A 23,426-nucleotide genomic window follows, 5' to 3' on the forward strand; every position below is an offset into this window, starting at 1 on the left:
TAGCGATCGTCGTACAATGGGTAGGGGCGCGTCAAGCTGAAAATGGTGTATTAAATTTTTAGACATCTCCGGAAAAGAGGGAACAGGGAACAGGGAACAGGGAACAGGGAACAGGGAACAGGAAGAAAGAATAGATAATTTATGGATGAGAATTGATTTGATTTTTAATTTTCGGAGATGTATTTTGAGTATAATTCTTGCTATGACAAGGTTTGGAGAATTTTTCTCAAACACTATTTCACGCTTGACGCGCCAGTAGGGGCGAATAGCCATTCGCCCCTACAATCGAAACTTCTGAGACTTCTGAGACTTCCGACACTTCTGAAACTTCCGACACTTCTGAGACTTCCGACACTTCTGAAACTTCCGACACTCCCGACACTTCTGAGACTTCCGACACTTCTGAAACTTCCGACACTCCCGACACTTCTGATACTCCCGACACTTCTGATACTCCCGACACTTCTGATACTCCCGACACTTCCGACACTCCCGACACCTCCAACACTTCCGACACTTCCGACACTCCCGACACCTCCAACACTTCCGACAGTTCTGACACCTCCAACACTCCCGACAGTTCCGACACTTCTGAGACTCCTGACACTCCCGATGCTCCCGACACTTCTAACGGTTCTGACACTCCCGACACTTCTGAGACTCCCGAGAGTTCCGATAGTTCCGACACTTCCGACACTTCCGATAGTTCCGACACTTCCGACACTTCCGATAGTTCCGACACTCCCGACACTCCCGACACTTCTAACGGTTCTGAGACTTCCGACACTTCTGAGACTCCCGACACTTCCGACACTCCCGACACCTCCAACACTTCCGACAGTTCTGACACCTCCAACACTCCCGACACTCCCGAAACTTCCGACACTCCCGACACTCCCGACAGTTCCGACACTTCTGAGACTCCTGACACTCCCGACACTTCTGAGACTTCCGACACTTCTGAGACTCCCGACACTTCTAACGGTTCTGACACTCCCGAGAGTTCCGATTTGAGAGTTCCGACACTTCCGATAGTTCCGACACTTGTGAGAGTTCGGAGAGTTCCGACACTCCCGACACTCCCGACGGTTCGGAGAGTTCTGACACTTCCGACACTCCCGACACTTCCGAGAGTTCTGAGACTTCCGACACTTCTGAGACTTCCGACACTTCTGAGACTTCCGACACTTCTGAGAGTTCCGAGAGTTCCGACACTTCTGAGAGTTCTGAGAGTTCCGAAACTTCTGAGAGTTCCGAGAGTTCCGAAACTTCTGAGAGTTCCGAGAGTTCCGAAACTTCTGAGAGTTCCGAAACTCCCAACACTCCCGAAACTCCCGAAACTCCCAACACTCCCGAAACTCCCGAAACTCCCAACACTCCCGACGCTTCTGACACTCCCAACACTCCTAACACTTCTGACGCTTTCGACACTCCCAACACTCCCGACGCTTCTGACACTCCCAACACTCCTAACACTTCTGACGCTTTCGACACTCCCAACACTCCCGACGCTTCTGACGCTTTCGACACTCCCAACACTCCCGAAACTTCTGACGCTTCCGAAACTTCTGATACTCCCGACACTTCCGACACTCCCGACACCTCCAACACTTCCGACAGTTCTGACACCTCCAACACTCCCGACACTCCCGAAACTTCCGACACTCCCGACACTCCCGACACTTCCGAAACTTCTGAGACTCCTGACACTCCCGATGCTCCCGACACTTCTAACGGTTCTGACACTCCCGACACTTCTGATACTCCCGACACTTCTAACGGTTCTGACACTCCCGACACTTCTGATACTCCCGACACTTCCGACACTCCCGACACCTCCAACACTTCCGACAGTTCTGACACCTCCGACACTCCCGAAACTTCCGACACTCCCGACACTCCCGAAACTTCCGACACTTCTGAGACTCCTGACACTCCCGATGCTCCCGACACTTCTGAAACTTCCGACACTCCCGACACTTCTGATACTCCCGACACTTCTAACGGTTCTGACACTCCCGACACTTCTGATACTCCCGAGAGTTCCGATAGTTCCGACACTTCCGAGAGTTCCGATAGTTCCGACACTTCCGACACTCCCGAGAGTTCCGATAGTTCCGACACTCCCGACACTTCTAACGGTTCTGAGACTTCCGAGAGTTCTGAGAATTCTGACACTTCCAACACTTCCGACACTTCTAACGGTTCTGAGACTTCTGAGACTTCCGGAACTTCCGACACCTCCGACACCTCCGACACTTGTGAGAGTTCCGACACCTCCGACACCTCCGACACTTGTGAGAGTTCCGACACTTGTGAGAGTTCGGACACTTGTGAGAGTTCGGAGAGTTCCGACACTCCCGACACTCCCGACGGTTCGGAGAGTTCTGACACTTCCGAGAGTTCCGACACTCCCGACGGTTCCAACACTTCCGAGAGTTCTGAGACTTCCGAGAGTTCTGAGACTTCCGAGAGTTCTGAGACTTCCGAGAGTTCTGAGACTTCCGAGAGTTCTGAGACTTCCGAGAGTTCTGAGAGTTCCGAGAGTTCCGAAACTTCTGAGAGTTCCGAGAGTTCCGAAACTTCTGAGAGTTCCGAGAGTTCCGAAATTTATGACACTCCCGAAACTCCCAACACTCCCGAAACTCCCGAAACTCCCGAAACTCCCGAAACTCCCGAAACTCCCGAAACTCCCAACACTCCTAACACTTCTGACGCTTTCGACACTCCCAACACTCCCGACGCTTCTGACACTCCCAACACTCCTAACACTTCTGAAGCTTTCGACACTCCCAACACTCCCGACGCTTCTGACACTCCCGACGCTTCTGACACTCCCGACGCTTCTGACACTCCCAACACTCCTAACACTTCTGAAGCTTTCGACACTCCCAACACTCCCGACACTTCCGACACTCCCGACACCTCCAACACTTCCGACAGTTCTGACACCTCCAACACTCCCGACACTCCCGAAACTTCCGACACTCCCGACAGTTCTGACACCTCCAACACTTCTGAGACTCCTGACACTCCCGACACTTCTGAGACTTCTAACGGTTCTGACACTCCCGAAACTTCTGATACTCCCGACACTTCTGAAACTTCCGACACTTCTAACGGTTCTGACACTTCTGAGACTTCCGACACTTCTGAGACTTCCGACACTTCTGATACTCCCGACACTTCCGACACTCCCGACACCTCCAACACTTCCGACAGTTCTGACACCTCCAACACTCCCGACACTCCCGACACTTCCGACACTCCCGACACTCCCGACACTTCTGAGACTCCTGACACTCCCGATGCTCCCGACACTTCCGACACTTCTGAGACTTCCGACACTTCTGATACTCCCGACACTTCTAACGGTTCTGACACTCCCGACACTTCTGATACTCCCGAGAGTTCCGATGTGAGAGTTCCGACACTTCCGATAGTTCCGACACTTGTGAGAGTTCGGAGAGTTCCGACACTCCCGACACTCCCGACGGTTCGGAGAGTTCTGAGACTTCCGAGAGTTCCGACACTCCCGACGGTTCCGACACTTCTGAGAGTTCTGAGACTTCCGACGGTTCCGACACTTCCGACGGTTCCGACACTTCCGAGAGTTCTGAGAGTTCCGAAACTTCTGAGAGTTCCGAAACTTCTGAGAGTTCCGAAACTTCTGAGAGTTCCGAGAATTCCGAAACTCCCAACACTCCCGAAACTCCCGAAACTCCCGAAACTACCGAAACTACCGAAACTCCCAACACTCCTAACACTCCTAACACTTCTGACGCTTTCGACACTCCCAACACTCCCGAAACTCCCAACACTCCCAACACTCCCGAAACTCCCAACACTCCCGAAACTCCCGAAACTCCCGAAACTCCCAACACTCCCGAAACTCCCAACACTCCCGAAACTCCCAACACTCCTAACACTTCTGACGCTTTCGACACTCCCGAAACTCCCAACACTCCCGAAACTTCTGACGCTTCCGAAATTTCTGAGAGTTCCGAAACTTCTGAGAGTTCCGAAACTTCTGACACTACCAACACTCCCGACACTCCCAAGACTCCCGAAATTTATGACACTCCCGACACTCCCGAAATTTATGACACTCCCGACACTCCCGAAATTTATGACACTCCTGAAACTCCCGACACTCCTGAAACTTCTGACACTCCCAAGACTCCCGACACTCCCGACACTCCTGAAACTTCTGACACTCCCAAGACTCCCGACACTCCCCCACTACTAACAACCGAAAAATAACCTCCCTCCTCAACTAAAACCCAATATCATCTAAAGCCACCTGAGCTGCTTCAAACAATTCATCATCAGAAACATACCGCCAATCTGTATCTCCAATTTCCTGATAAAAAGTCTGATCGTAAGCACGAGTCTGAATTACCACAGGCATCGGTACTGCATGACCTAATACCAACGCTTGCTGTTTAGAATCCAATTTTGCCAAAACAGACCGCAAACTATGACCGCCAGAAACTCCCGTAAAAATAGAATCAATATCTTTATCATCATTCAACAGAGCGGTAATTCTCGTACCTATTTGAGACATAACTTCTGCATCTATTCCGGAAGGTCGTTGATCTACCACCAATAAAGTCACAAAATACTTCCGCATCTCCCTAGCGATCGTACCAAAAATAGTTGAACGTACTATGGCAGGGTCGAGAAAACGGTGAGCTTCCTCAATAGTTATAACTAATGGTTGAGGGCGATCGCTCGGATTTTTAGAACTTAAAAATTTATCTGCTTTCCGCACATAACTGTTATGAATTCGGCGAGTAATCATATTAGCTGCCAACATATAGGAAAGCATATTTGACTGGGAACCAAATTCAATAATAACGTGTTTTCCTGCATCTAAAGATTCTAATATTTCTTCTATATAATTATTCGTATTTTTTGTCTGCATATATTTCAGATTATCGAGTCGTAACAACTTTCTTTGCAACGACATAATTGAACCTTTATGACCTCTTTTTTCATCACAAAATGTTTGAATATCTTCATTAGTCATTGCCAATAATTGAGTAATCCAAGACTTACCAAATTCACTTCTGAGAATATTTGCACTATCAATACTTGCCTCAGACAAATTCAACTCCCGCTGCACCAACCCAATATCTTCAACCTCAATTTGGTTATAGCTAAGATACAATTCTCGTGCATCATGCACCCCTCTACGTTTAGTAGATTCTGGATCGAGCGTCCAAAGTTCGACTCGATCGGGAAATAATTGTCGTAAACCTTTTACAGTATTAATTTGTTTTCCTTCTGCCATTGCTTCCCAACCATATTCCGAGTGCATATCAAAAATTAAATTTACCGCAGCACCTTTCCGAATAATGCCAGATAAAAGCAGACGAGTCAGAAAAGATTTACCAGTTCCCGACTTACCAAAAATTCCATTACTTCGTTCTACAAATCTATCTAAATCTAAACAAACAGGTACATCCATATCAATAGGTTTACCCACAGCAAAATTCCGCCGAGTCGGGTCGTCTTCCCTACCAAAAACTAGACTAAAATCTCTCACACTTGCTTCAAATACTTGGGAAAAATGACTAGGAATAGTTTTCACAGGCATTAATTTAATTTCGGCACTGGTTTGAGCTTCAAAGGATGCTAAATTTTCGGTCGATTTTAATTTTTTTTGATTATCATTTTTGTTGTTGAAATTGAAAGATTCTGGTAATTCTTCTGGAGCAATAATTAACATTAACATTGGAGCAAGTTCGATAGTTCCGTAGGTGCTACCTCCAGCTAAAACAGATTGCAAAAAATCATCTGTGGGTAGGGGAGGGTTAATCATTATTCGTTCGCTAGATGTTCCTAATAAAACATCGGTTAGCATACAGAAAAAATGGGCGCGTACTCCTTGTACGACTAAAAATTTGCCAACTCGCATATCTTCTACTAATATGTCTGGGTGGAGTCGTACTTCTAATCCTTGACTGAGAGAGCCTTGAATTACTGAGCCTAATGGTCTTTCAAAATCCATATAAATTTCTTAATTATTTTGAGATCTTATATTAGGTTATACCATTTTTATTCAATAAGGAAGAAGTTTATTAATGGATAATGAATAATTAATAATTAATAATGGATCGTGAGATAATAGGGAATAGGAGACAAGGGGAAGTAATTGATAATTTACTGATAAGAATTGATTTTGTTTTTGATTTTCACCAGATATCTAATGAAAACTATCTCATTATCCATTATAATTACCTTATAGTGAATAAATATTGAAATATGACAGAATTACTTCGACGTGTAATTTCCGCTTTGGAGAAATTGCCAGAAGCAGAACATTTTGGCGATCGCCTCTCGTTTTTTAGCTGAATTAAAAGATGAAAAATTGTGGCAGGAAAAATTTGAAGCTACTAAGGATGAACAGTGGAATATTTTGGCTGAAATGGTGCGCCAAGAAATAGTTGCGGGTGAAACGGAAACTCTGAATTTTTTTTTTGTTTTGAGAAATGAAATCATTTTAAAACCCTATATTATAAAACTTGTCAGAAGCAATTTAGGATTGCTATATCTATCAATAACTACTTTTGATTGTGAGGATGAATTAATCATTAAATATAAAGATTAAAACTTAATTGAAGCAGGAATAAGGAAACAATATTGCTATAATAGTAGAGTTGAGCTAAATACTCCCTAACTTTTACAGCGCTTTTCTTTCTTGATGAACCACACCGCCATAACCAAAACATTGTAGGGACGTTTAGCTAAAGCACAACACCGTTAACGCTCAGTGACATGGAATAGGAGCATTCCGGAACGGAAAACGCATTAATGCTCAAGCAACGTCCCTACTGTGGTCTACCGTGCAGGAAAACGGATTGAGTTGGTACTGGGAGGAAAGGAGAAAACTTTTGAGGTTGCTTCGCCGAAAGAACTAGCCATGCAATAAATATTCTCGGCGTTGGTAAAGCGCGTGTATGATATTAATCTTAATTACTGAGGAGTCAGGAGGACCGAGTCAGGAGAAATGAGGGAAGAAAGAGGAATAGAAGGAGAAAGTTTTTTGGTCATGTAAACAGATAGTTCTATCGCGCTCTTATCCGGACAAGGTATCATACCTCAAATTACCAACGCCAGATTCTCTAAATTTTTGATATTTGACATTAGATATTTTACAGCGGTTTTCATATGAATAAACCACAATGATACTGACTCCGATCCTCGTAACTCCGATCCTCGTAACAATTTATCTATTGTCCAATAGTTATTGCTCTGCTGACAAAGCGATCGCTATCTTTTGATGTTCTATTTATCTATTGTCCAATAGTTATTGCTCTGCTGACAAAGCGATCGCTATCTTTTGATGTTCTATTTATCTATTGTCCAATAGTTATTGCTCTGTTGAGAAAGCGATCGCTATCTTTTTATAGATTACAGCAGTTTTCCTGCACGGTAGACCACAGTAGGGACGTTCCATGGAACGTTCCTACAAGGTTTTGGTTGTGCTGGTGTGGTTCATCAATCTGAAAAGCGCTGTAATGTTCTATTTATTGTCCAATAGTTATTGCTCTGCTGAGAAAGCGATCGCTATATTTTGATGTTCTATTTATCTATTGTCCAATAGTTATTGCTCTGCTGAGAAAGCGATCGCTATATTTTGATGTTCTATTTATTGTCCAATAGTTATTGCTCTGCTGAGAAAGCGATCGCTATATTTTGATGTTCTATTTATTGTCCAATAGTTATTGCTCTGTTGAGAAAGCGATCGCTATATTTTGATGTTCTATTTATCTATTGTCCAATAGTGATTGCTCTGTTGAGAAAGCGATCGCTATCTTTTTATAGATTACAGCAGTTTTCCTGCACGGTAGACCACAGTAGGGACGTTCCATGGAACGTTCCTACAAGGTTTTGGTTGTGCTGGTGTGGTTCATCAAGAAAGAAAAGCGCTGTAATGTTCTATTTATCTATTGTCCAATAGTTATTGCTCTGCTGAGAAAGCGATCGCTATCTTTTGATGTTCTATTTATCTATTGTCCAATAGTTATTGCTCTGCTGAGAAAGCGATCGCTATCTTTTGATGTTCTATTTATAGCACTACGCAAATAGGTTAGGAAATTTGGCGTTGGTAAAGCGCGTGTATGATATTAATCTTAATTACTTAGGAGTCAGGAGGACCGAGTCAGGAGAAATGAGGGAAGAAAGAGGAATAGAAGGAGAAAGTTTTTTGGTCATGTAAACAGACTCTTAGTTCTATCGCGCTCTTATGCGGACAAGGTATCATACCTCAAATTACCAAGGCCGGAAATTTCTCCATCCTGAAACTCTTTGAGAGTCTACTGTTACCTGTTACCTGTTACCTGTTACCTGTTCCCTGTTCCCTGTTCTCTATTCCCTGTTCCCTATTCCCTATTCACGCTTCGCGTAGCGCTATATTTATTGTCCAATAGCTATTGCTCTACCGATCAAATCTAAAACTATTTACCAATAAAAATTTCAGCATTTTTTGGTCGGAAAAAGTGTCAGCTTTTCGGTCTAAACAGCTCAAAAAATTAGCATTTTGGATAAGCGAATGTAGACAACCTGTTGCTATCAATGAGACTTATTTTATAGAAGCAAATCTAGACAATAAAGGAAAATTTGAAAGGATAAAAAAAGCTTTAATTACTTTTGATTGTGAGGATGAATTAATCATTAAATCTAAAGATTAAAAGTTAATTGAAGCCGGAAGAAGAAAAAAACATTGGTATAATAGTAAAATTTAGCCAAATGCTCCTTAACTTTTAAAGTCAATGACAAACACAGATCCGAAAATAGTTAAAGAACGTCGAGATTACAACAGTTGGGTTGCCACAGAAACCCTAGAAGATTATTCTCTTCGTTACGCTCCAAAATCATTTCGGAAATGGTCAGAATTTCTCGTAGCAAATACTGCAATAGGGGGCATTTCCTTCTTAGCATTAGAAGCAATAGGAGGCTCTTTAGTCATCAACTATGGCTTTACTAACTCTTTTTGGGCAATTATTGTAGTTAGTCTAATTATTTTTTTAGCAGGTTTTCCTATTGCTTACTACGCCTCTAAATACAATATTGATATAGATTTACTAACTAGAGGTGCAGGATTTGGATATATTGGTTCAACCATTACTTCCTTAATTTATGCTTCTTTCACATTTATTTTCTTTGCCATCGAAGCAGCAATAATGGCTCAAGCTCTAGAACTATATTTTCACATTCCCTTAGCCTGGGGTTATCTGATTTCTTCAATCATTATTATTCCCATAGTTTTTTATGGAGTTACCTTAATCAATAAATTGCAATTGTGGACTCAACCTATTTGGTTGTTTTTGATGGTTTCTCCCTATTTATTTGTGCTTCATAAAGAACCAGAAGCTCTAAATTATTGGTTTAACTTTACTGGAAATTCTCCAACAGGAACTCAATTCGATCCGATTTTATTTGGTATGGCAGCAAAAGTTTCCTTTTCTTTAATTGCTCAACTTGGGGAACAGGTTGATTACTTGCGGTTTTTACCTCCAAAAAACCAAAATAATTCCAGGAAATGGTGGATAGCAATGCTAGTAGCAGGACCAGGGTGGGTTATTTTAGGTGGTGCCAAACAGTTAGGGGGAGCATTTTTAGCAACATTAGCGATCGCCCACGGCAACACGATCGCTCAAGCCAAAGAACCCATCCAGATGTATCTAGCAGGATTCGCAGATATGTTTTCCCAACCTGAAGTTGTCTTATTCGTCGCCACTCTATTTGTCATAATTTCCCAAATCAAAATTAACGTCACTAATGCTTACGCAGGATCTCTCGCTTGGTCTAACTTTTTCTCTCGCCTCACCCATTCTCACCCTGGGAGAGTAGTTTGGTTAATTTTCAATGTAGCGATCGCTCTACTATTAATGGAACTGGGAATATTTGAAACCTTAGAATCTATTTTGGGTCTCTATTCTAATGTTGCCATTGCCTGGATAGGAGCGATAGTCGCCGATCTAGTCGTCAATAAACCCCTCAAACTCAGTCCCTCCTACATTGAATTTAAAAGAGCTTACCTCTATAACATTAATCCCGTAGGCTTTGGTGCAATGGCGATCGCTTCGGTTGTTGCCATTATGGCATTTGTTGGGTTCTTTGGCCCATTGCTACAAGCTTATTCGCCTTTTATCGCTCTCACTGTTGCATTCTGTCTATCTCCAATCATCGCCTTAGTTACCAAAGGCAAATATTACATTGCCCGACAAAACACCGTCCGGACTCTTAACCTCAGCGACTCTTTACTCACCTGCTCTATTTGTACTGAAAGCTATGAAGCCCAAGATATGGCATTTTGTCCTGTTTATGACGGATATATTTGCTCACTATGCTGTAGTTTGGATGCTCGCTGTGACGATCAATGTAAGAAAGAAACACCTGAAATTGCTGAGGAGAAAAGTAGCTTTAGCCAGAAACTAATTAGGAGCAAAATTTCACCTCTATTAGGTCAAAGAATTATCAAATTTTTGGGAATCTTTCTGTCTATTGCAGGCATTCTAGCTGCATTTTTGGGATTACTTTATTATCTACAGATAGAACAGTCATCAGAAATCTCAAGTTACACCAAGCAAGTTGTAGCGAGTGTCATTGAAGTAGTTTTCTTTTCCCTACTCTTACCTATTGCTATAGGGATTTCGTGGTTTATCTTAAGTGAAGAAAGTCGTGAACGAGCTGAGGCAGAACTAGATAAACAAAATATACAATTGCAACAGGAAATTGCTGAACGCAAACGTGCAGAAATTGCTCTCCAAGAACTTGCCCAGGAATTAGAAATTCGGGTAGAACAACGGACCGCTGAATTATCAGAAGCATTGCAAAACTTACGCCAAGCTCAAACCCAACTGATTAAAGAAAAACTTTCTAGTTTAAGTCAGTTAGTAGCTGGAATTGCCCATGAAATTAACAATCCTGTCAGTTTTATTCATGGTAATCTCCAATACGCTAAAACTTATATAGAGGACTTACTGACTTTTATCGACACCTATCAACAGGAAATTCCTGAAACTCCGCCTATGGTAGCTGAATTGTTTGATGAAATTGACGTAGATTTTATTAGAGCTGATTATCCTAAATTGCTAGAGTCGATGCGGGTAGGAACAGATAGAATTACTCAGATTGTTTTGTCGTTGCGAGTTTTTTCCCGCTTAGATGAATCGGATATCAAGGAAGTAGACTTGCATCAAGGTTTGGATAGCACTTTGGTGATTTTAGGGAGCCGTTTGAAAGCTAATTCAGAACGGTCAGAAATTGAGATATTGAAACTTTACGGCGATTTACCCTTAGTTGAGTGTTATGCAGTAGAAATTAATCAAGTGTTTCTAAATTTGCTGATTAATGCGATCGATGCCTTGGATGATTTCTGTAGAAACTGCAAGTCTACAAATTATTCTCCTAAGATTACTATCAAAACTTGCTTGCTTGATTCTAAATGGGTGCGAATTGAAATAGCAGATAATGGTTCTGGTATTCCCGAACATATCCAACCCAAATTATTTGATGCCTTTTTTACTACTAAAGATGTTGGTAAAGGAATGGGATTAGGGCTTTCAATTAGTTATCAAATTGTCGTGGAAAATCATGGGGGAAAGTTGTATTTTTTGAATGTTGAGCAAGGTGCAGCTTTTGTTATGGAAATTCCAGTTAGGAGTTAAGTAGGGTTTGGTGAAAAAGTCTTTTTCAAGGAGTAGGGGAGTAGGGGAGTAGGGGAGTAGGGGAGTAATTTTTTAGCCCAACTTTAAACCCTAGATAATTAGATATTAGAGCCTCTTGGGTTATCAAAATATATGTACTTTTACTTAAGTATTTTTCAGTCATACTATGGACATCTTTAACCAAGTCAGTCTTTTTGGGTCTAATACGCATAATATTTAAAACAGCGGTCAGAGTTTCTCTGACTGAATAATCCCGCGTTGTCGCGTAAGCGCAACGTCGGGAGTATGTCAAGCAATTAGCTTGTGTTTCTTAGAAAAAACCATTAGGTACTGTTGAAGTAAATATGTTTATGTGCTGTGCTAAATTGTTTTGTCAGGGGGGTTGACATGAGCTGATAAAGTAATTTAGTATTCTTAATTAGGTGATTTTAAAACAGCGGTCAGAGTTTCTCTGGCTGAAGAATCCCGCGATGCCCTTGCAAGCGCAACGTCGGGAGTATGTCAAATTGCCAGGAATTATGTTTTGAAATTGTCTTAGGAGCCGTGTAAGAATAACTTGAACAGTTTTTTTCGGGAAGCTAGATTTCACAATCTATATTCAGATAAAATTTGTACAACTTATTTTGACATGATGCCTTACAGCGCTTTTCATTTCAGTAGACCAGAAAGTAGGGACGTTCGCATTTTTGTTATGCAACGTCCCTACGGGGTTGTTATTTTTTTAATATGGTTCATTGACCTGAAAACTGCTGTAATTACAACGTCAGCTTGATAAAAACCATTTTTTTCAACTGAAGTTAAGTTAGTCCTCGAAGTTGGCTTCGCTATATCTCAACTCCATCGTTATGCTTGCTGCAAGCTTAAGTCGTTTGTACCAATCTCAAGTTTGCAAACAGAGAAAAAGTTTAATTTAGGAGATTCTAATGAAGAACATGACAAAATCTGCTCTGGTATTTGCGCTATCATGTCTTATGGTAGTTATATCCTTCTTAGGATCGACAGATATCAGTTTAGCAGACTCACCCCGATGCTATTGGATGGAAAATTATACAGGCAAATACACCTGGGTTGATGCACCTCAAGGCAATGTTGACAAGGAACAGTGCTATGCCCTTGATAGTTGTGACGGCGGACTAGGGGAATCCGGTGGCGGTTGTTATAAATGGGCTATAACAGCCGATAGTCCCAGAATTCCTTGGATTGTTTGTCCTTCAATTGCTGGGATGTATGTTGATAATTATGGAGGTCAACATATAATTAATTGCAAAAATTGGCTAATGGGAGAAAATTCAGACTCGATTTTTACCTATACATATGTAGGCAATAGCTCGAAAATAATTATCGCAGAAAACGGCGCTGACAATCCTTACTTCCCGGAAAAATTTAGCCAGTTTAACTGGACGTATTCTGATAACGCTCTCTGGTATTGTCAACAGGTTTACGACGCAGATACTGCAGAGGAAGCTGTTTCTCACGAAACTGCAGATACTAGCGCTCCATCTCAGGGAGGTTGTGGTATTCCTGATAATGATTTTCCTTGGAGTAAATTGATATCCCAAGGAAGCTAACATCAACGTCAGTTCGATAGATGCTAAAACCCTGATTTTTCTGCTAGCAGACTAAAAAGCTCGGTTTTTATTGAACTGACGCTAACATCAACACCCAAGTCTCGCCCTCCGGAGGCATATTTCCGGGGGTGAGACTACAAGCAACTGAGGAAATTTTCATTGCAAATTTCCTCAATACTCGCTGGATGGCAGTTCCTTGCAGGTTACGGGAAAAAACCTGAGTCAGTTCATTGATTTCCATACCACATTCTGAAACTTCTGTCGTGTCGCCAGGTAAGCCCCAAAAATTTTCCGCAACTTTTCAGAATAGACTCCCAATGCAAAATCCGAATCGCTGCTCAATCGCTCTTCAATAGCCTCCGCTGCTTGCCAAGCAGTATATACCGCATTGGCTATCCCATGTGAAGACAAGGGGTCAAAAGCGATCGCTGCATCGCCCAAAGCCAACCAGTCCGAACCAGCAATTTCATTACTGCAAATCGAATTGGCAGCCGATACAAGAACCGGAGACAAAACTTCATTAGCCAGGAATGCTTGCAATATCTGTGTTTCAGAAAGCAAGGTTTGCCAATGATGGTACTCGCGCATTTTCAAACCTTGAGGGCTACCTTTTTCAGCATAAAGTGTCATCACATTAGTCTTTTGATCCAAACTGGATACAATTCCCCATCCACCTTTAAATGCCTCAGTAAATACTCCGTGCTTGATTTTAGGGTGTCGGATACGAGGAAGATGACAACTGAAAGCGATCTGTTTGTCATGCACCGTGCTACCAATTCCCAATTTCCTCAATAGGGCTTTTTTCCTTCCCGTTGCATCCACAAAAATCTGCCCGTATAGATCAAACACCTTTTCTGCTGAATTTACCCGAATACATCGTTCCTCTTCCTCCCAAAACCAATCCTTGCACTGTAGACACCTGTGGCTATCCAAGCAGCCCTCCAATTTTTCCAGCAATAACTGTTTGTCTAGTTTCAAACCATAATTATAGGGGTGGTGAAAATAAAAGTTGACGTCCTGAACCTTAGAGCTTCCCCATAAGGAATGATATCCTAAAGTTTTTTCCAGGGCATTTTCCTCAAAAACCTCCCGCAGCCCAAGTTGCTGTATCATTGCCAGTGCCGAAGGTGGCAGAGTTTCCGCCAGCGCTATGACTTTCTGCTGCATTTCTCTTGCTACAAGGAAATGTTCAATTCCCTTTCTTTGCAAAAGCACAGAAAGACACAAGCCGGCGATCCCTCTGCCAATGATAACGACATCACTATGGATCGAACCCATCAATGAATACCACCTTTTCCATCGTAGGCTACATAGACAATATCAGGAATTTCCATCTCTGGCTCCACGCCAGACTTTCGGCCTGTAACCATACCAACGCTTTTCCATTTATATACCATAGCAATCAACCCATTCTGGTAGCCAGCTTCAGCGTGGTAACCTACAAATCCAGTATCGGCGCTATGAAGCCAGGGCAAGCGGTTAGCGTAAATATATCGGCGCGTTTCCGGAATGAGACTTTGATCCTGAACTTTTTTGAGGCTTTCAGCAGTCAATATGGTGACAGGCAAATTGGCTGCCCACCAAGCGGGTACTGGATACTGCATATCGATGAATACAGTCTGGCAACTTCCTGCATCCGATTGCCAAGGAATTCCCATCCATTTAGTCAAGTCTCCAGGAGTTGCTTCCCAGAGCCAATGCTTGGGATTGGATGGTTCGAGAGATTCTTGGATGTCTACGGGAACCATTTCATATCCAAAATCATTGTAGAAAATCTCTTTTTTGCGTTCTGGGCTGGCGGCATTGATGCGAACTTCCCATAAACCATAAAATCCATAGTTGTAGCCTTTGTCCTGGTTGACAAATTCATAGACGGGACGGTTTTCAGTATACATCTGATTATGGCGCATAGGCCAGGTAAGCTCTACCCCAGGGTGGAAACCTCCTCCATACAGAGTCTCCAGGACAGCCCTGGTCATCAGTAAGGCACTCTTAGCAGGATCTTGAGCTGCTTCCAGAAATTGACGTTGGTAAAAACGACCCATTTCATCCATGTCCTTAAAATTGAAATCAGGTGGAGTGGTAAAGTTGCCGTCTTTCCATTGTTTCAATTGTTCGTAGAGAAAAGGAGGTATGGCAAACCACTGGGCTGGACTGCCTGGATAATTAATTCCGTCCCCAGGATAACTTGGGTATTGCAGTTTTTCTGTTCCAGTACCCAACTGCGTGAGGTCTGTCTTTTGGTTGCTAGGAATCACCGGTTCATTGTCGTAATCGTAGATAGGATTCCGAAACAGCTTAAAAATTTTTTCGCGAACCGCCTTACATTCTGGGCTGTTGGAATAAATGCAATGAAATTTGTTCTCAGCATAGAGTTTATCTATCACTTCCCGGAAAGAAGGGGCAAGGAAATCACTTGCATTGACCCATTGCATGCGGTAGAGCCGATATAGCAAAGGGAATACCAGGCTCAGTTCAGGAGTAAATGTCTCGTCTGCTGCCCCTACGATCAGGTCGAAAAGGGTAGAAAGGGGCTGGATTTGGGGAGCGTAATCTGGCGGAGTGGTTGCAATCCAGGCAGCAGATTTTGCATCAGTCAAATCATAACTTTCTCCCGTCTTTTTGTGGGTGATTTTCGCCGTAATGATGCCATCACAAATATCATCGTACCAATTGGAATTATCGGCAAAATCAGTATTCAGATCGGAAGGATTCAAAGAAGCAGAAGTGCCGTCTGCTCCATAAAAAATCAGGGTGCCTTCATCGTATTCAACTGTACCCAATTTCACATTCACAGAAGACTTCTTCATTTTTGAAGCTATTCTACTGAGTTTATCGCCTTGTGGATAAGGGAACATTCCGCAAATTTCCTTCCGGGTAGAAGATGAAGAAACTGTAACCGAGGGAGGACTGTTGACCAACTCCTGCCGGAAATTTTCTCCTCCTGATTTGCGCAGACCTTCATTCAGGACATTGGGGTTGCGGTATGTGGTGCTGATGGCGGGAGCAATGCGTTCATCGTAAAAATTAGGACTGAGGTTTTGGTGGTTTTCCAACTGAACAGAAAGGTCTAGACTGTTGTTGAAATTGTACCAAAAAGGTTTCTTATTGGCTACTTCTGCAGTCCACTCAATCTCATATTCCGCTGGGTCAATCTTTTTGATTGGGTTGCCAGCGTCATCACATTGATAAATGTAAAACCGCTGGGCCTGTTTCTTGATCTCCCCTTTATCGGTCAAATATTCATTTTCTGTTTCAAACAGATTTGCCCATGGGATTTCCGGGCTGAAGACGACCTGGTCCTTTTCAGCAGGACCATTTCCAAGGCGTGCAATCCCTATCGAGGGATAAATTCTAAACTTAGGATTTTCATTCATATGTAAATTAACAGCAGTTGGGTATTATACCAATTCAAAAAAATAATGTTACAAATAATAAGGGTGATAAAAAGACTTTACAGGAGATGTCTCTTTGACGAATTCAATAAATTATGAACTAAGAATGGCTAATAAGCTATTTATTATGCATCCTGACTCCTGACTTCTGACTCCTTAAAAAACTAGGTATTTGTAGCAAACATTTATCAAATTGGTATTACTCTTTTTTAACTAAACAATCTAGAATAATGGTACTGCCATTAGTTAAGTTAAGTCAATGGTTTAAGAAAAGTTTTTTTCTGGTCTAGAGGAGCGAGCTATTCTAGTCGTGGATAGTCAATATGGATGTGCATTCTTTATCAAAAAAACTACAGACATTCCATAGGAAATTGATGTGCTTACAGCAGTTTTGGAGTTTATATCACCTCTCGTCTTTTAACTGAATTAGAAGATGAGAGGTTATGACAAGATAAATTTGGAGCGACTAAGGATGAACAGTGGAATATTTTGGCTGAAATGGTGCGTCAAGAAATAGTCGCGAGTGAAACGAAAGCTCTGGAAGATATTTTTGGTTTTGAGCAATGAAGTCAAGTGTTATATCAAATCCGGTTAAACAGTTATAGATTGCTTAACTCAGGAGGAGACAGGAGTCAGGAGTCAGGAGGAGAAAGAATTATAAAGATGAGCGTAGTTATGAAGATAGGAAATTTTTTTTATGTTCAATTAAACGGATTTGATATTACGAGTATTTGACATTCCAGAAATCTGTTAAAAAGCATGGGGGAGGTTAAACCCCCACATTTTATTTAATACCTAGTTTGTAGATTACTCTACGAAAAAAGCTGATAGCTTCCTAAACCGTTGCAAAATTAGAATTAGTGGCTAATACATTTACATCTACTACTCCTTGAACGATCGCTAAATAATCACTATCTAGTCTAATAGCAGTAGAAGGTGTGGCCAATCCTGCATCCAGTTGTAGATTAACAGGTTCAAAGGTAAGCTGCTCCAATAATAGATTGTTGGCCAAACCAATTATATCTACCCCCACTTCAAAGTCGGTGATAACATCCGCTTGTTGGATGGGGGTTGTCACATTAGGCTCAGTGGCAATGACAAATATATCGTTGCCTGGACCACCAATTAGAGCATCTTGGCCAGAGTCACCCCAGAGAGTGTCGTTACCAAGGTCGCCTGTTAGAACGTCGTTATCCCTACCACCTCGCATGGAGTCGTTACCATCTCCACCATTGAGGCGATCATTATCTGAACTGCCCCATATTAGGTCGTCGCCAGTTCCACCGTCTATTAGATCGGACGCTTGTCCGCCAAATAAAGAGTCGTTACCACCTAGTCCACTGAGAGTATCGCTTCCCTCGTCGCCACTAATATAATTTCTTCCTTCTGTACCTGTGAGGTTGTCGTTGCCAGCTAAAGCAAGAATAGGAGTTTCGGCAAACTCGGCAGGTATGCCAGTATCATCGAGTTCTGTCAAATGATAGAACCCATTGTTAAAGGTATTTTGGGGTCTGCCAAGGTTGTTAGGTATGGGTGTGGTGATGGAAATACCGTCGAATGGTGTGTTGTTGTCATCTGGTGATGCTTGAATAGCTGAAATTATTACGTCAACGATTTCAGAAGCATCTAAAGCATTGAAAGATTGACCCCCAGTTGCAGTCGCAAGGCTTTGAAAATCAGCGGCAGTTTCTGAGTCATTGCCAATTAGAATCGTAAAAATTTCTACTGGAGTTGTAGTAGGAGCATCGGTTGGAGTTGTAGTGGCAGGATCGGTTTGGAGAGCAAAGCGGGTGACAGCTAAATTATCTGCTATGTTAGTTGTTTCAATGTCCCCCGCTATTGATAATGAGGAGAGACTGCTACCAGAGGTAGGAGCGTTTAGGTTAGATGCTAGTTCGAGTACCTGTCCGCGAAGTTCAGTATCTTTAGGTGGAGCATCACCAAAGAGGATAATACGTCTCGAATCCGCTTCTGGACGCCACTCTCCAGCACCACCAGACAGAGCAGTGATTAAACCAGCGTTTACTACTTCGGGAAAATCACCACCACCACTGACTGAAATACTATTTATTGCATTAATAGCTGCAGTTTTTCTCTGTTCAATGTCAGGTTGATCGGTAAAGGGAAGAAAGACATCTGTTCCTGGATCGTTGTACCCAACTACAGCAATTCGAGAACCACGAGAATCACTTTCATCACCTTCTACTGCCTCAATAGATTCATCTTCATTACCTAATACTGCGTTGATAATATCACTAGCACGGGCTTTGACTTGATCGATGTCGTCAGACATACTTGAGGTAGTATCAATGACAAAGGCTACATCTTGTGCTAGGAATGGTGATGACCCCTCAAAGACTATTTCCTCTATATTTTTGAGGATATCAGAACCACCAGGAGGAAATGGGTTCTCCTCAGTAGCTCGCCTAGTAATTCGTCGAGAGCCATCGGGCAAATTCTCTATGTTATAATCCTCCTCCTTGCCCTCATAAACTGCTGTATCAAACCCCTCACCTCCGTCAAGCTCATCGTCATTTAAGCTTCCTCTCAAGGTATCGTTACCACTACCACCTACTATGAGAAAAGCATCCAATATTGAAACAGAAGATATATTTGCAGAAGATATACTAAGATTGTCATTTCCGGGAGTACCATAGATTACTTGTAAGTTACCTCGTCGATAGGATAGGAATGGAGCGGTGGTGAGATTAAAGCCTGTTACCACAACACCAGGAATCGCCGGTGTAAGACCAAGACCCGTAGTAAATGTATTCCTGATAGTATCAAAATTTATATTTAAATTTACCCTCTCCTCTTCTCTCTGATCCCGATCAAAGTCGGTCTGACTGTAAGTCTCATAAGTCTTTCCTGAACCCTGGAAATTTATGGTTACTGGCTGACGACCTAAATTGTAAGGATCCAAAAGTGGTTGAAGTATTTCTTCGTTAGCCCTTTGCTGAGGAGTACCTGGTGCGGCTTGGAAGTCGAAATTGTCGCTATCAGCAAATACCTTTAAACCCCCGATCGTTTTGACACCATTATTAACACGGAAAATTATGTCAGTAGTGTCGAGTAGAAAACGACCCGTGCCAAATATATATGTACGCAGAGGATAATCAGAACTACCTACGTCTGTTTCGTACTGAGAGATATTTGTTTCAAGGTCGTCCTCGGAAAATTCCAGACGATCAGCTATCTCGCTGTAGGTGTACTCCCTATCTTCAAGTGTCGCACTAAAAAATTTTTCCACAGCACCAAACCTCGATGGATAGGCGAAACGTCCACCACCGCTATTCATGTATGTGGCCATATCATAGGTTATGGAAGGTTGAGTGGCATTAAAGGGTCTAATGTGTTCGTTATAGTTGTCTGGTGATGGTGTATTTGTTCCAAATACAAAGAGCCTAGTAATTTCAACAGGGTCAAAAGCAGTTGCCCCTCCAGTTGTCTGTAATGAGAAGAGATTAGCATTTTCTGTATCCATGACTATAAAATATTCTTTTTTGTTTGATTAGTTAAGACAATAATAAGTTAACTAACTTCTAATCATCTACTGAGTGGCGTTAGAAATAATGTTAGAGTTATGTTAGTAAACTCTAACATCCAAAAAAATGGCTCAAATTGACAAAATCTTCAGCCAAGCTGGCCAAGAATGGGACTTAGAAAGTCTTTATGCCGATTTAGCTTCTGCAAAAGGAAAACATCTCACCCCTATTGAAAAGGCTCATTTAAGAGGTTTATTATGTGGCTTTAGTCCTTCGGAAATTGCCGAACATTTAGGTAAAATTCCTAGAGGTGTAGAATCGGATTTATGTGCAACGGTTTACAAATACGTTAAATGTCTTTTAGAGAAGGTTGAAAAAGTAGAAAATTGGCGAAAGATTTATGAATGGCTGGATGAATCGGGTTATAAATCTAAATTAGAACAAGTGCCAGTTAAGAGTTTATTACCGGAACAAAGTATTGTAAATATCACTAATATTAATCTGGAACAAGATAAAATTGTCTTTCAATTTAATCTCACAATTCCCACATCAGAAGTGCCTGAATTATCACAACAAGATTTGAAGGTTGACGAGCATCTGGATGAAAATCAAAATAATCATAATAATTAATCAAGTTATAGCAATTCCTACAGTTATGAGCTACATTTACGATCCCCCTAAATCCCCCTTAAAAAGGGGGACTTTGAAAACTCCCACCTCTTTTTAAGAGGTATCTAAAATATACTTAATCTGTTTGACTTGTAGGACTATTATTTGGAGTCAAAGTCTCTAATGAAATATAGTATTTTAATTCAATGTTCTGAAGAAAAGAAAATATATATTGCTAGTTTGCCTGAGTGGGAAAATATTCTCAAACTGATAGTAAAACTTATGAAAAAGCACTGGAGAATGCCAAAGAAATTTTAGAAGATTTAGTATCTGCTTATGAGGAAATGGGAAAACCATTACCAATGGATAATGGATAATTGATAATTGATAATTAATCCATTAGGTTTAAAGCCTCTCCTTTTAAGGATAAAAAAAGTGCTAGGAGATTTCATTATATTCAATTCCCTTACGGTTTTAACTAGAGGTAATTATCCATTGTTCATTATCTAATTATCAATTAAAGAACCAAGCTTCAGAAACTACAATTAATATCAAACCCGCTTGGTGTTATAAGAAACCGGGTTTGTGGGAGGTAGATGTTATATAGCGAAGCATTTAAAACAAACCCGGTTTCTGGTGCTTTTTTTATAACGATATACCGGATTTTATATCCTCTAAATTTAGTAGCGATCGCTCCCCATAATTTATCAACAAAAGTATCAATATAACCGTGAAAAATTAAGCCAAAAATACTCAAATGCCAGCTAAAGACTTGTATCACAACACAGTAAAAAATGCCTTAATTAAGGATGGTTGGAATATTACCGACGATCCCTATATTTTGGCAATTGGGAAAAGAGATTTGTTTGTTGATTTAGGAGCTGAGAAATTAATTTCTGCTGAAAAGGGAAACCAAAAAATTGCTGTGGAAGTTAAAAGTTTTACCAGTTTATCGCGAGTTAATGATCTGGAAAAAGCGTTAGGTCAATATATCCTATATTATGATATTATCCAGGAAGTAGAACCGGATCGTTTATTATATTTAGCAATTATAGAAAGTGTTTTTGAAGAAATTTTTGCAGAACCGATTGGTCAAGTTTTATTGAAAAATAAACGGTTTAGTTTAATTATTTTTGATGCTAAACAGGAGATTATTTGTCAATGGATACCATGAATAATTATCATCAAATTATAACTGAAATTCTAGGGGAATATGCTAAATTACCCTATGCTCACGGCAACTTAGAACGAAAATTTATCATTAGTGAAGACCACAAAAATTATTTATTATTAACTGTGGGATATTTAAAGGGAAAAAGAGTACATGGTTGTGTAGTTCACTTAGAAATTATTAACGATAAAATTTGGATTTACGAAGATGGATTAGAAGATGGAATAGCTTTAGATTTACTCAATGCAGGTATTCCTAAAAGTAAAATTGTATTGGGTTTTCATCCACCAGAAATTCGTCCTCATACAGGGTTTGCAGTCAATTAATTTTTCAAAGTTTTTTCCTAATCAACTAAAAAGTTTTACTGATAAAGTCTGCCGGATTAATAATTTCTGTGTAATGATAATTTTCCAAAACTAGCAAGTCTTTATCTCCTGTTATTACAGCAGTTTCGGAGTTAGTGAGGTACAGAGTTTTATCACTTTAGTAAATATGAAACAGAGATTAGTTTTTAACTGTACCTCACCATCCTAAAAAATGCTGTAATTTCAAATTTATGGTAAGGGTTTGGAAACCAAACCCCTACAATCATTTGTCTGCGAATTTATGAATTTTTTGTACTATCTTTATTATCTATTATAAAAATAACGATTGTTTCCAGAAACCCGGTTTCTTTAACTTCCCTACTATTCCAGATTAAATTTTCTTTTCATCTGCTTGATAGATTGATAAATTTCTGGCAAACGCTTATAAATCGCAGAAGCTTTCAAATAAATTTTATTAGGAACCGCTGGACTACTAGAAACAATCTCTCCCGGAGCAACATCATTATGAACACCGGCTTGAGCAGTAGCGATCGCTCCATTTCCGATTTTTGCCTGGTTAGCAACTCCTACTTGACCTGCTAAAATCACATTATCTCCAAGCTTGACTCCACCTGCTAAACCAACTTGAGCAGCTAAAGCGCAATTTTTACCAATTTGACAACCATGAGCGATATGCACTAAATTATCTAACTTTGTATTCTTACCAATTCTCGTTTCTCCTACCGCTGGGCGATCGATAGTAGTATTACTTCCAACTTCTACCCCATCTTCTAAAACAACTTTGCCAGACTGTTGCATCTTAAACCAACCTTGGGGAGTCGGCACAAAACCAAAACCCTCTCCTCCAATAACTGCTCCACTATGAATTACACAATCCTTACCTATCTGACTCCTCTCGTGAATCGAACAGTTAGCGTGTAAAACAGTATTTTCTCCAATTTCCACATCTGGATAAATTACGACATTCGGATAAATACAAACATTATCGGCAATTTTTACCCCTGCTTCAACCACAACATGAGCGCCAAGATAAACATTTTTACCTAATTTTGCCGTCGGGTGAACTACAGAAGTAGGATGAATTTCAGCAGTAGCTTGAAAAGGTTGATAAAAAAGAGCGATCGCTTTGGCAAATAATAATCTCGGTTCTTTGCTAGACAACCACCCAATACCACGGTTACTTGCCAAATA

20 protein-coding genes are annotated in these 23,426 nt (G+C 41.2%); 11 read left to right on the plus strand and 9 right to left on the minus strand.

Translation table 11 applies throughout. The features are described 5' to 3' along the window. Positions 1-238: 238 nt before the first annotated feature. The 5 genes from F6K40_RS14655 to F6K40_RS14675 form a co-directional block, all read right to left on the minus strand. Positions 239-994, minus strand: coding sequence for a hypothetical protein (locus F6K40_RS14655; RefSeq protein WP_293137022.1), 756 nt, complete (start codon positions 992-994; stop codon positions 239-241). Further along, the gene (locus F6K40_RS14660) at positions 979-2,430 is read right to left on the minus strand and encodes a hypothetical protein (RefSeq protein WP_293137024.1); all 1,452 of its coding nucleotides are present in this window, start codon (positions 2,428-2,430) and stop codon (positions 979-981) included. Before F6K40_RS14660 ends, F6K40_RS14655 begins: the two co-directional genes overlap by 16 nt. 180 nt (positions 2,431-2,610) lie before the next feature. Beyond that, positions 2,611-3,393: a hypothetical protein gene (locus tag F6K40_RS14665; protein WP_293137026.1), complete on the minus strand. Its 783-nt coding sequence runs from the start codon at positions 3,391-3,393 to the stop codon at positions 2,611-2,613. Further along, positions 3,369-4,055, minus strand: a complete 687-nt coding sequence (locus F6K40_RS14670; protein WP_293137028.1) for a hypothetical protein — start codon at positions 4,053-4,055, stop codon at positions 3,369-3,371. Before F6K40_RS14670 ends, F6K40_RS14665 begins: the two co-directional genes overlap by 25 nt. A gap of 221 nt (positions 4,056-4,276) precedes the next feature. Continuing rightward, the gene (locus F6K40_RS14675) at positions 4,277-6,016 is read right to left on the minus strand and encodes a helicase HerA domain-containing protein (RefSeq protein ID WP_293137030.1); all 1,740 of its coding nucleotides are present in this window, start codon (positions 6,014-6,016) and stop codon (positions 4,277-4,279) included. Between the two features lie 315 nt (positions 6,017-6,331). Between F6K40_RS14675 and F6K40_RS14680 the strand changes: the two genes are divergently transcribed. The 6 genes from F6K40_RS14680 (at position 6,332) to F6K40_RS14705 (ending at position 13,249) form a co-directional block, all read left to right on the plus strand. Then, positions 6,332-6,616 (plus strand): hypothetical protein, encoded by a 285-nt coding sequence (locus F6K40_RS14680; RefSeq protein ID WP_293137032.1) that lies wholly within the window; start codon positions 6,332-6,334, stop codon positions 6,614-6,616. Between the two features lie 847 nt (positions 6,617-7,463). After that, the gene (locus tag F6K40_RS14685) at positions 7,464-7,586 is read left to right on the plus strand and encodes a hypothetical protein (protein WP_293137034.1); all 123 of its coding nucleotides are present in this window, start codon (positions 7,464-7,466) and stop codon (positions 7,584-7,586) included. Between the two features lie 292 nt (positions 7,587-7,878). Further along, positions 7,879-8,097 carry a hypothetical protein gene (locus F6K40_RS14690; RefSeq protein WP_293137036.1) on the plus strand — a complete coding sequence of 73 codons (219 nt, stop codon included), beginning with the start codon at positions 7,879-7,881 and terminating at the stop codon, positions 8,095-8,097. A gap of 410 nt (positions 8,098-8,507) precedes the next feature. After that, on the plus strand, positions 8,508-8,699 hold the full coding sequence (locus F6K40_RS14695) for a hypothetical protein (protein ID WP_293137038.1): 192 nt from the start codon (positions 8,508-8,510) through the stop codon (positions 8,697-8,699). A gap of 81 nt (positions 8,700-8,780) precedes the next feature. After that, positions 8,781-11,681, plus strand: a complete 2,901-nt coding sequence (locus F6K40_RS14700; RefSeq protein WP_293137040.1) for an ATP-binding protein — start codon at positions 8,781-8,783, stop codon at positions 11,679-11,681. Between the two features lie 971 nt (positions 11,682-12,652). Then, complete coding sequence (locus tag F6K40_RS14705; protein WP_293137042.1) at positions 12,653-13,249, plus strand: hypothetical protein; 597 nt, start codon at positions 12,653-12,655, stop codon at positions 13,247-13,249. Between the two features lie 222 nt (positions 13,250-13,471). On the opposite strand, the gene F6K40_RS14710 is transcribed toward F6K40_RS14705, so the two are convergent. The 3 genes from F6K40_RS14710 to F6K40_RS14720 form a co-directional block, all read right to left on the minus strand. Then, positions 13,472-14,527, minus strand: a complete 1,056-nt coding sequence (locus F6K40_RS14710; protein ID WP_293137060.1) for an NAD(P)/FAD-dependent oxidoreductase — start codon at positions 14,525-14,527, stop codon at positions 13,472-13,474. Further along, the gene (locus F6K40_RS14715) at positions 14,527-16,626 is read right to left on the minus strand and encodes a LodA/GoxA family CTQ-dependent oxidase (RefSeq protein ID WP_293137044.1); all 2,100 of its coding nucleotides are present in this window, start codon (positions 16,624-16,626) and stop codon (positions 14,527-14,529) included. The genes F6K40_RS14710 and F6K40_RS14715 overlap by 1 nt, the downstream gene beginning before the upstream one ends. An 853-nt stretch (positions 16,627-17,479) precedes the next feature. After that, positions 17,480-20,128, minus strand: a complete 2,649-nt coding sequence (locus F6K40_RS14720) for a VWA domain-containing protein (RefSeq protein ID WP_293137046.1) — start codon at positions 20,126-20,128, stop codon at positions 17,480-17,482. Between the two features lie 127 nt (positions 20,129-20,255). On the opposite strand from F6K40_RS14720, the gene F6K40_RS14725 reads away from it, so the two are divergent. From F6K40_RS14725 to F6K40_RS14745, 5 genes are all read left to right on the plus strand, one after another. After that, positions 20,256-20,759 (plus strand): helix-turn-helix transcriptional regulator, encoded by a 504-nt coding sequence (locus F6K40_RS14725; protein ID WP_293137048.1) that lies wholly within the window; start codon positions 20,256-20,258, stop codon positions 20,757-20,759. Between the two features lie 227 nt (positions 20,760-20,986). Next, entirely contained in the window at positions 20,987-21,115 is a 129-nt protein-coding gene (locus tag F6K40_RS14730; protein WP_293137050.1) for a type II toxin-antitoxin system HicB family antitoxin, read from the plus strand. Positions 21,116-21,334: 219 nt separating this feature from the next. Continuing rightward, positions 21,335-21,466, plus strand: a complete 132-nt coding sequence (locus F6K40_RS14735) for a hypothetical protein (RefSeq protein WP_293137052.1) — start codon at positions 21,335-21,337, stop codon at positions 21,464-21,466. Positions 21,467-21,495: 29 nt separating this feature from the next. After that, positions 21,496-21,912, plus strand: coding sequence for a XisH family protein (locus F6K40_RS14740; protein ID WP_293137054.1), 417 nt, complete (start codon positions 21,496-21,498; stop codon positions 21,910-21,912). Beyond that, complete coding sequence (locus F6K40_RS14745; RefSeq protein WP_293137056.1) at positions 21,900-22,235, plus strand: XisI protein; 336 nt, start codon at positions 21,900-21,902, stop codon at positions 22,233-22,235. The genes F6K40_RS14740 and F6K40_RS14745 overlap by 13 nt, the downstream gene beginning before the upstream one ends. 360 nt (positions 22,236-22,595) lie before the next feature. Here the strand turns inward: F6K40_RS14745 and lpxD are convergent. After that, on the minus strand, positions 22,596-23,426 hold an 831-nt coding region (lpxD, locus tag F6K40_RS14750), incomplete at its 5' end, for a UDP-3-O-(3-hydroxymyristoyl)glucosamine N-acyltransferase (RefSeq protein ID WP_293137058.1).

This window comes from Okeania sp. SIO3I5 (genome assembly GCF_010672085.1).
GTDB lineage: Bacteria > Cyanobacteriota > Cyanobacteriia > Cyanobacteriales > Microcoleaceae > Trichodesmium.

Coding starts and splice junctions, on each gene's coding strand:
- F6K40_RS14675 (WP_293137030.1), bottom strand. CDS start 6,016: ATGGATTTTGAAAGACCATTAGGCTCAGTAATTCAAGGCTCTCTCAGT.
- F6K40_RS14685 (WP_293137034.1), top strand. CDS start 7,464: ATGGAACGTTCCTACAAGGTTTTGGTTGTGCTGGTGTGGTTCATCAAT.
- F6K40_RS14690 (WP_293137036.1), top strand. CDS start 7,879: ATGGAACGTTCCTACAAGGTTTTGGTTGTGCTGGTGTGGTTCATCAAG.
- F6K40_RS14700 (WP_293137040.1), top strand. CDS start 8,781: ATGACAAACACAGATCCGAAAATAGTTAAAGAACGTCGAGATTACAAC.
- F6K40_RS14705 (WP_293137042.1), top strand. CDS start 12,653: ATGGTAGTTATATCCTTCTTAGGATCGACAGATATCAGTTTAGCAGAC.
- F6K40_RS14710 (WP_293137060.1), bottom strand. CDS start 14,527: ATGGGTTCGATCCATAGTGATGTCGTTATCATTGGCAGAGGGATCGCC.
- F6K40_RS14715 (WP_293137044.1), bottom strand. CDS start 16,626: ATGAATGAAAATCCTAAGTTTAGAATTTATCCCTCGATAGGGATTGCA.
- F6K40_RS14720 (WP_293137046.1), bottom strand. CDS start 20,128: ATGGATACAGAAAATGCTAATCTCTTCTCATTACAGACAACTGGAGGG.
- F6K40_RS14725 (WP_293137048.1), top strand. CDS start 20,256: ATGGCTCAAATTGACAAAATCTTCAGCCAAGCTGGCCAAGAATGGGAC.
- F6K40_RS14735 (WP_293137052.1), top strand. CDS start 21,335: ATGTTATATAGCGAAGCATTTAAAACAAACCCGGTTTCTGGTGCTTTT.
- F6K40_RS14740 (WP_293137054.1), top strand. CDS start 21,496: ATGCCAGCTAAAGACTTGTATCACAACACAGTAAAAAATGCCTTAATT.
- F6K40_RS14745 (WP_293137056.1), top strand. CDS start 21,900: ATGGATACCATGAATAATTATCATCAAATTATAACTGAAATTCTAGGG.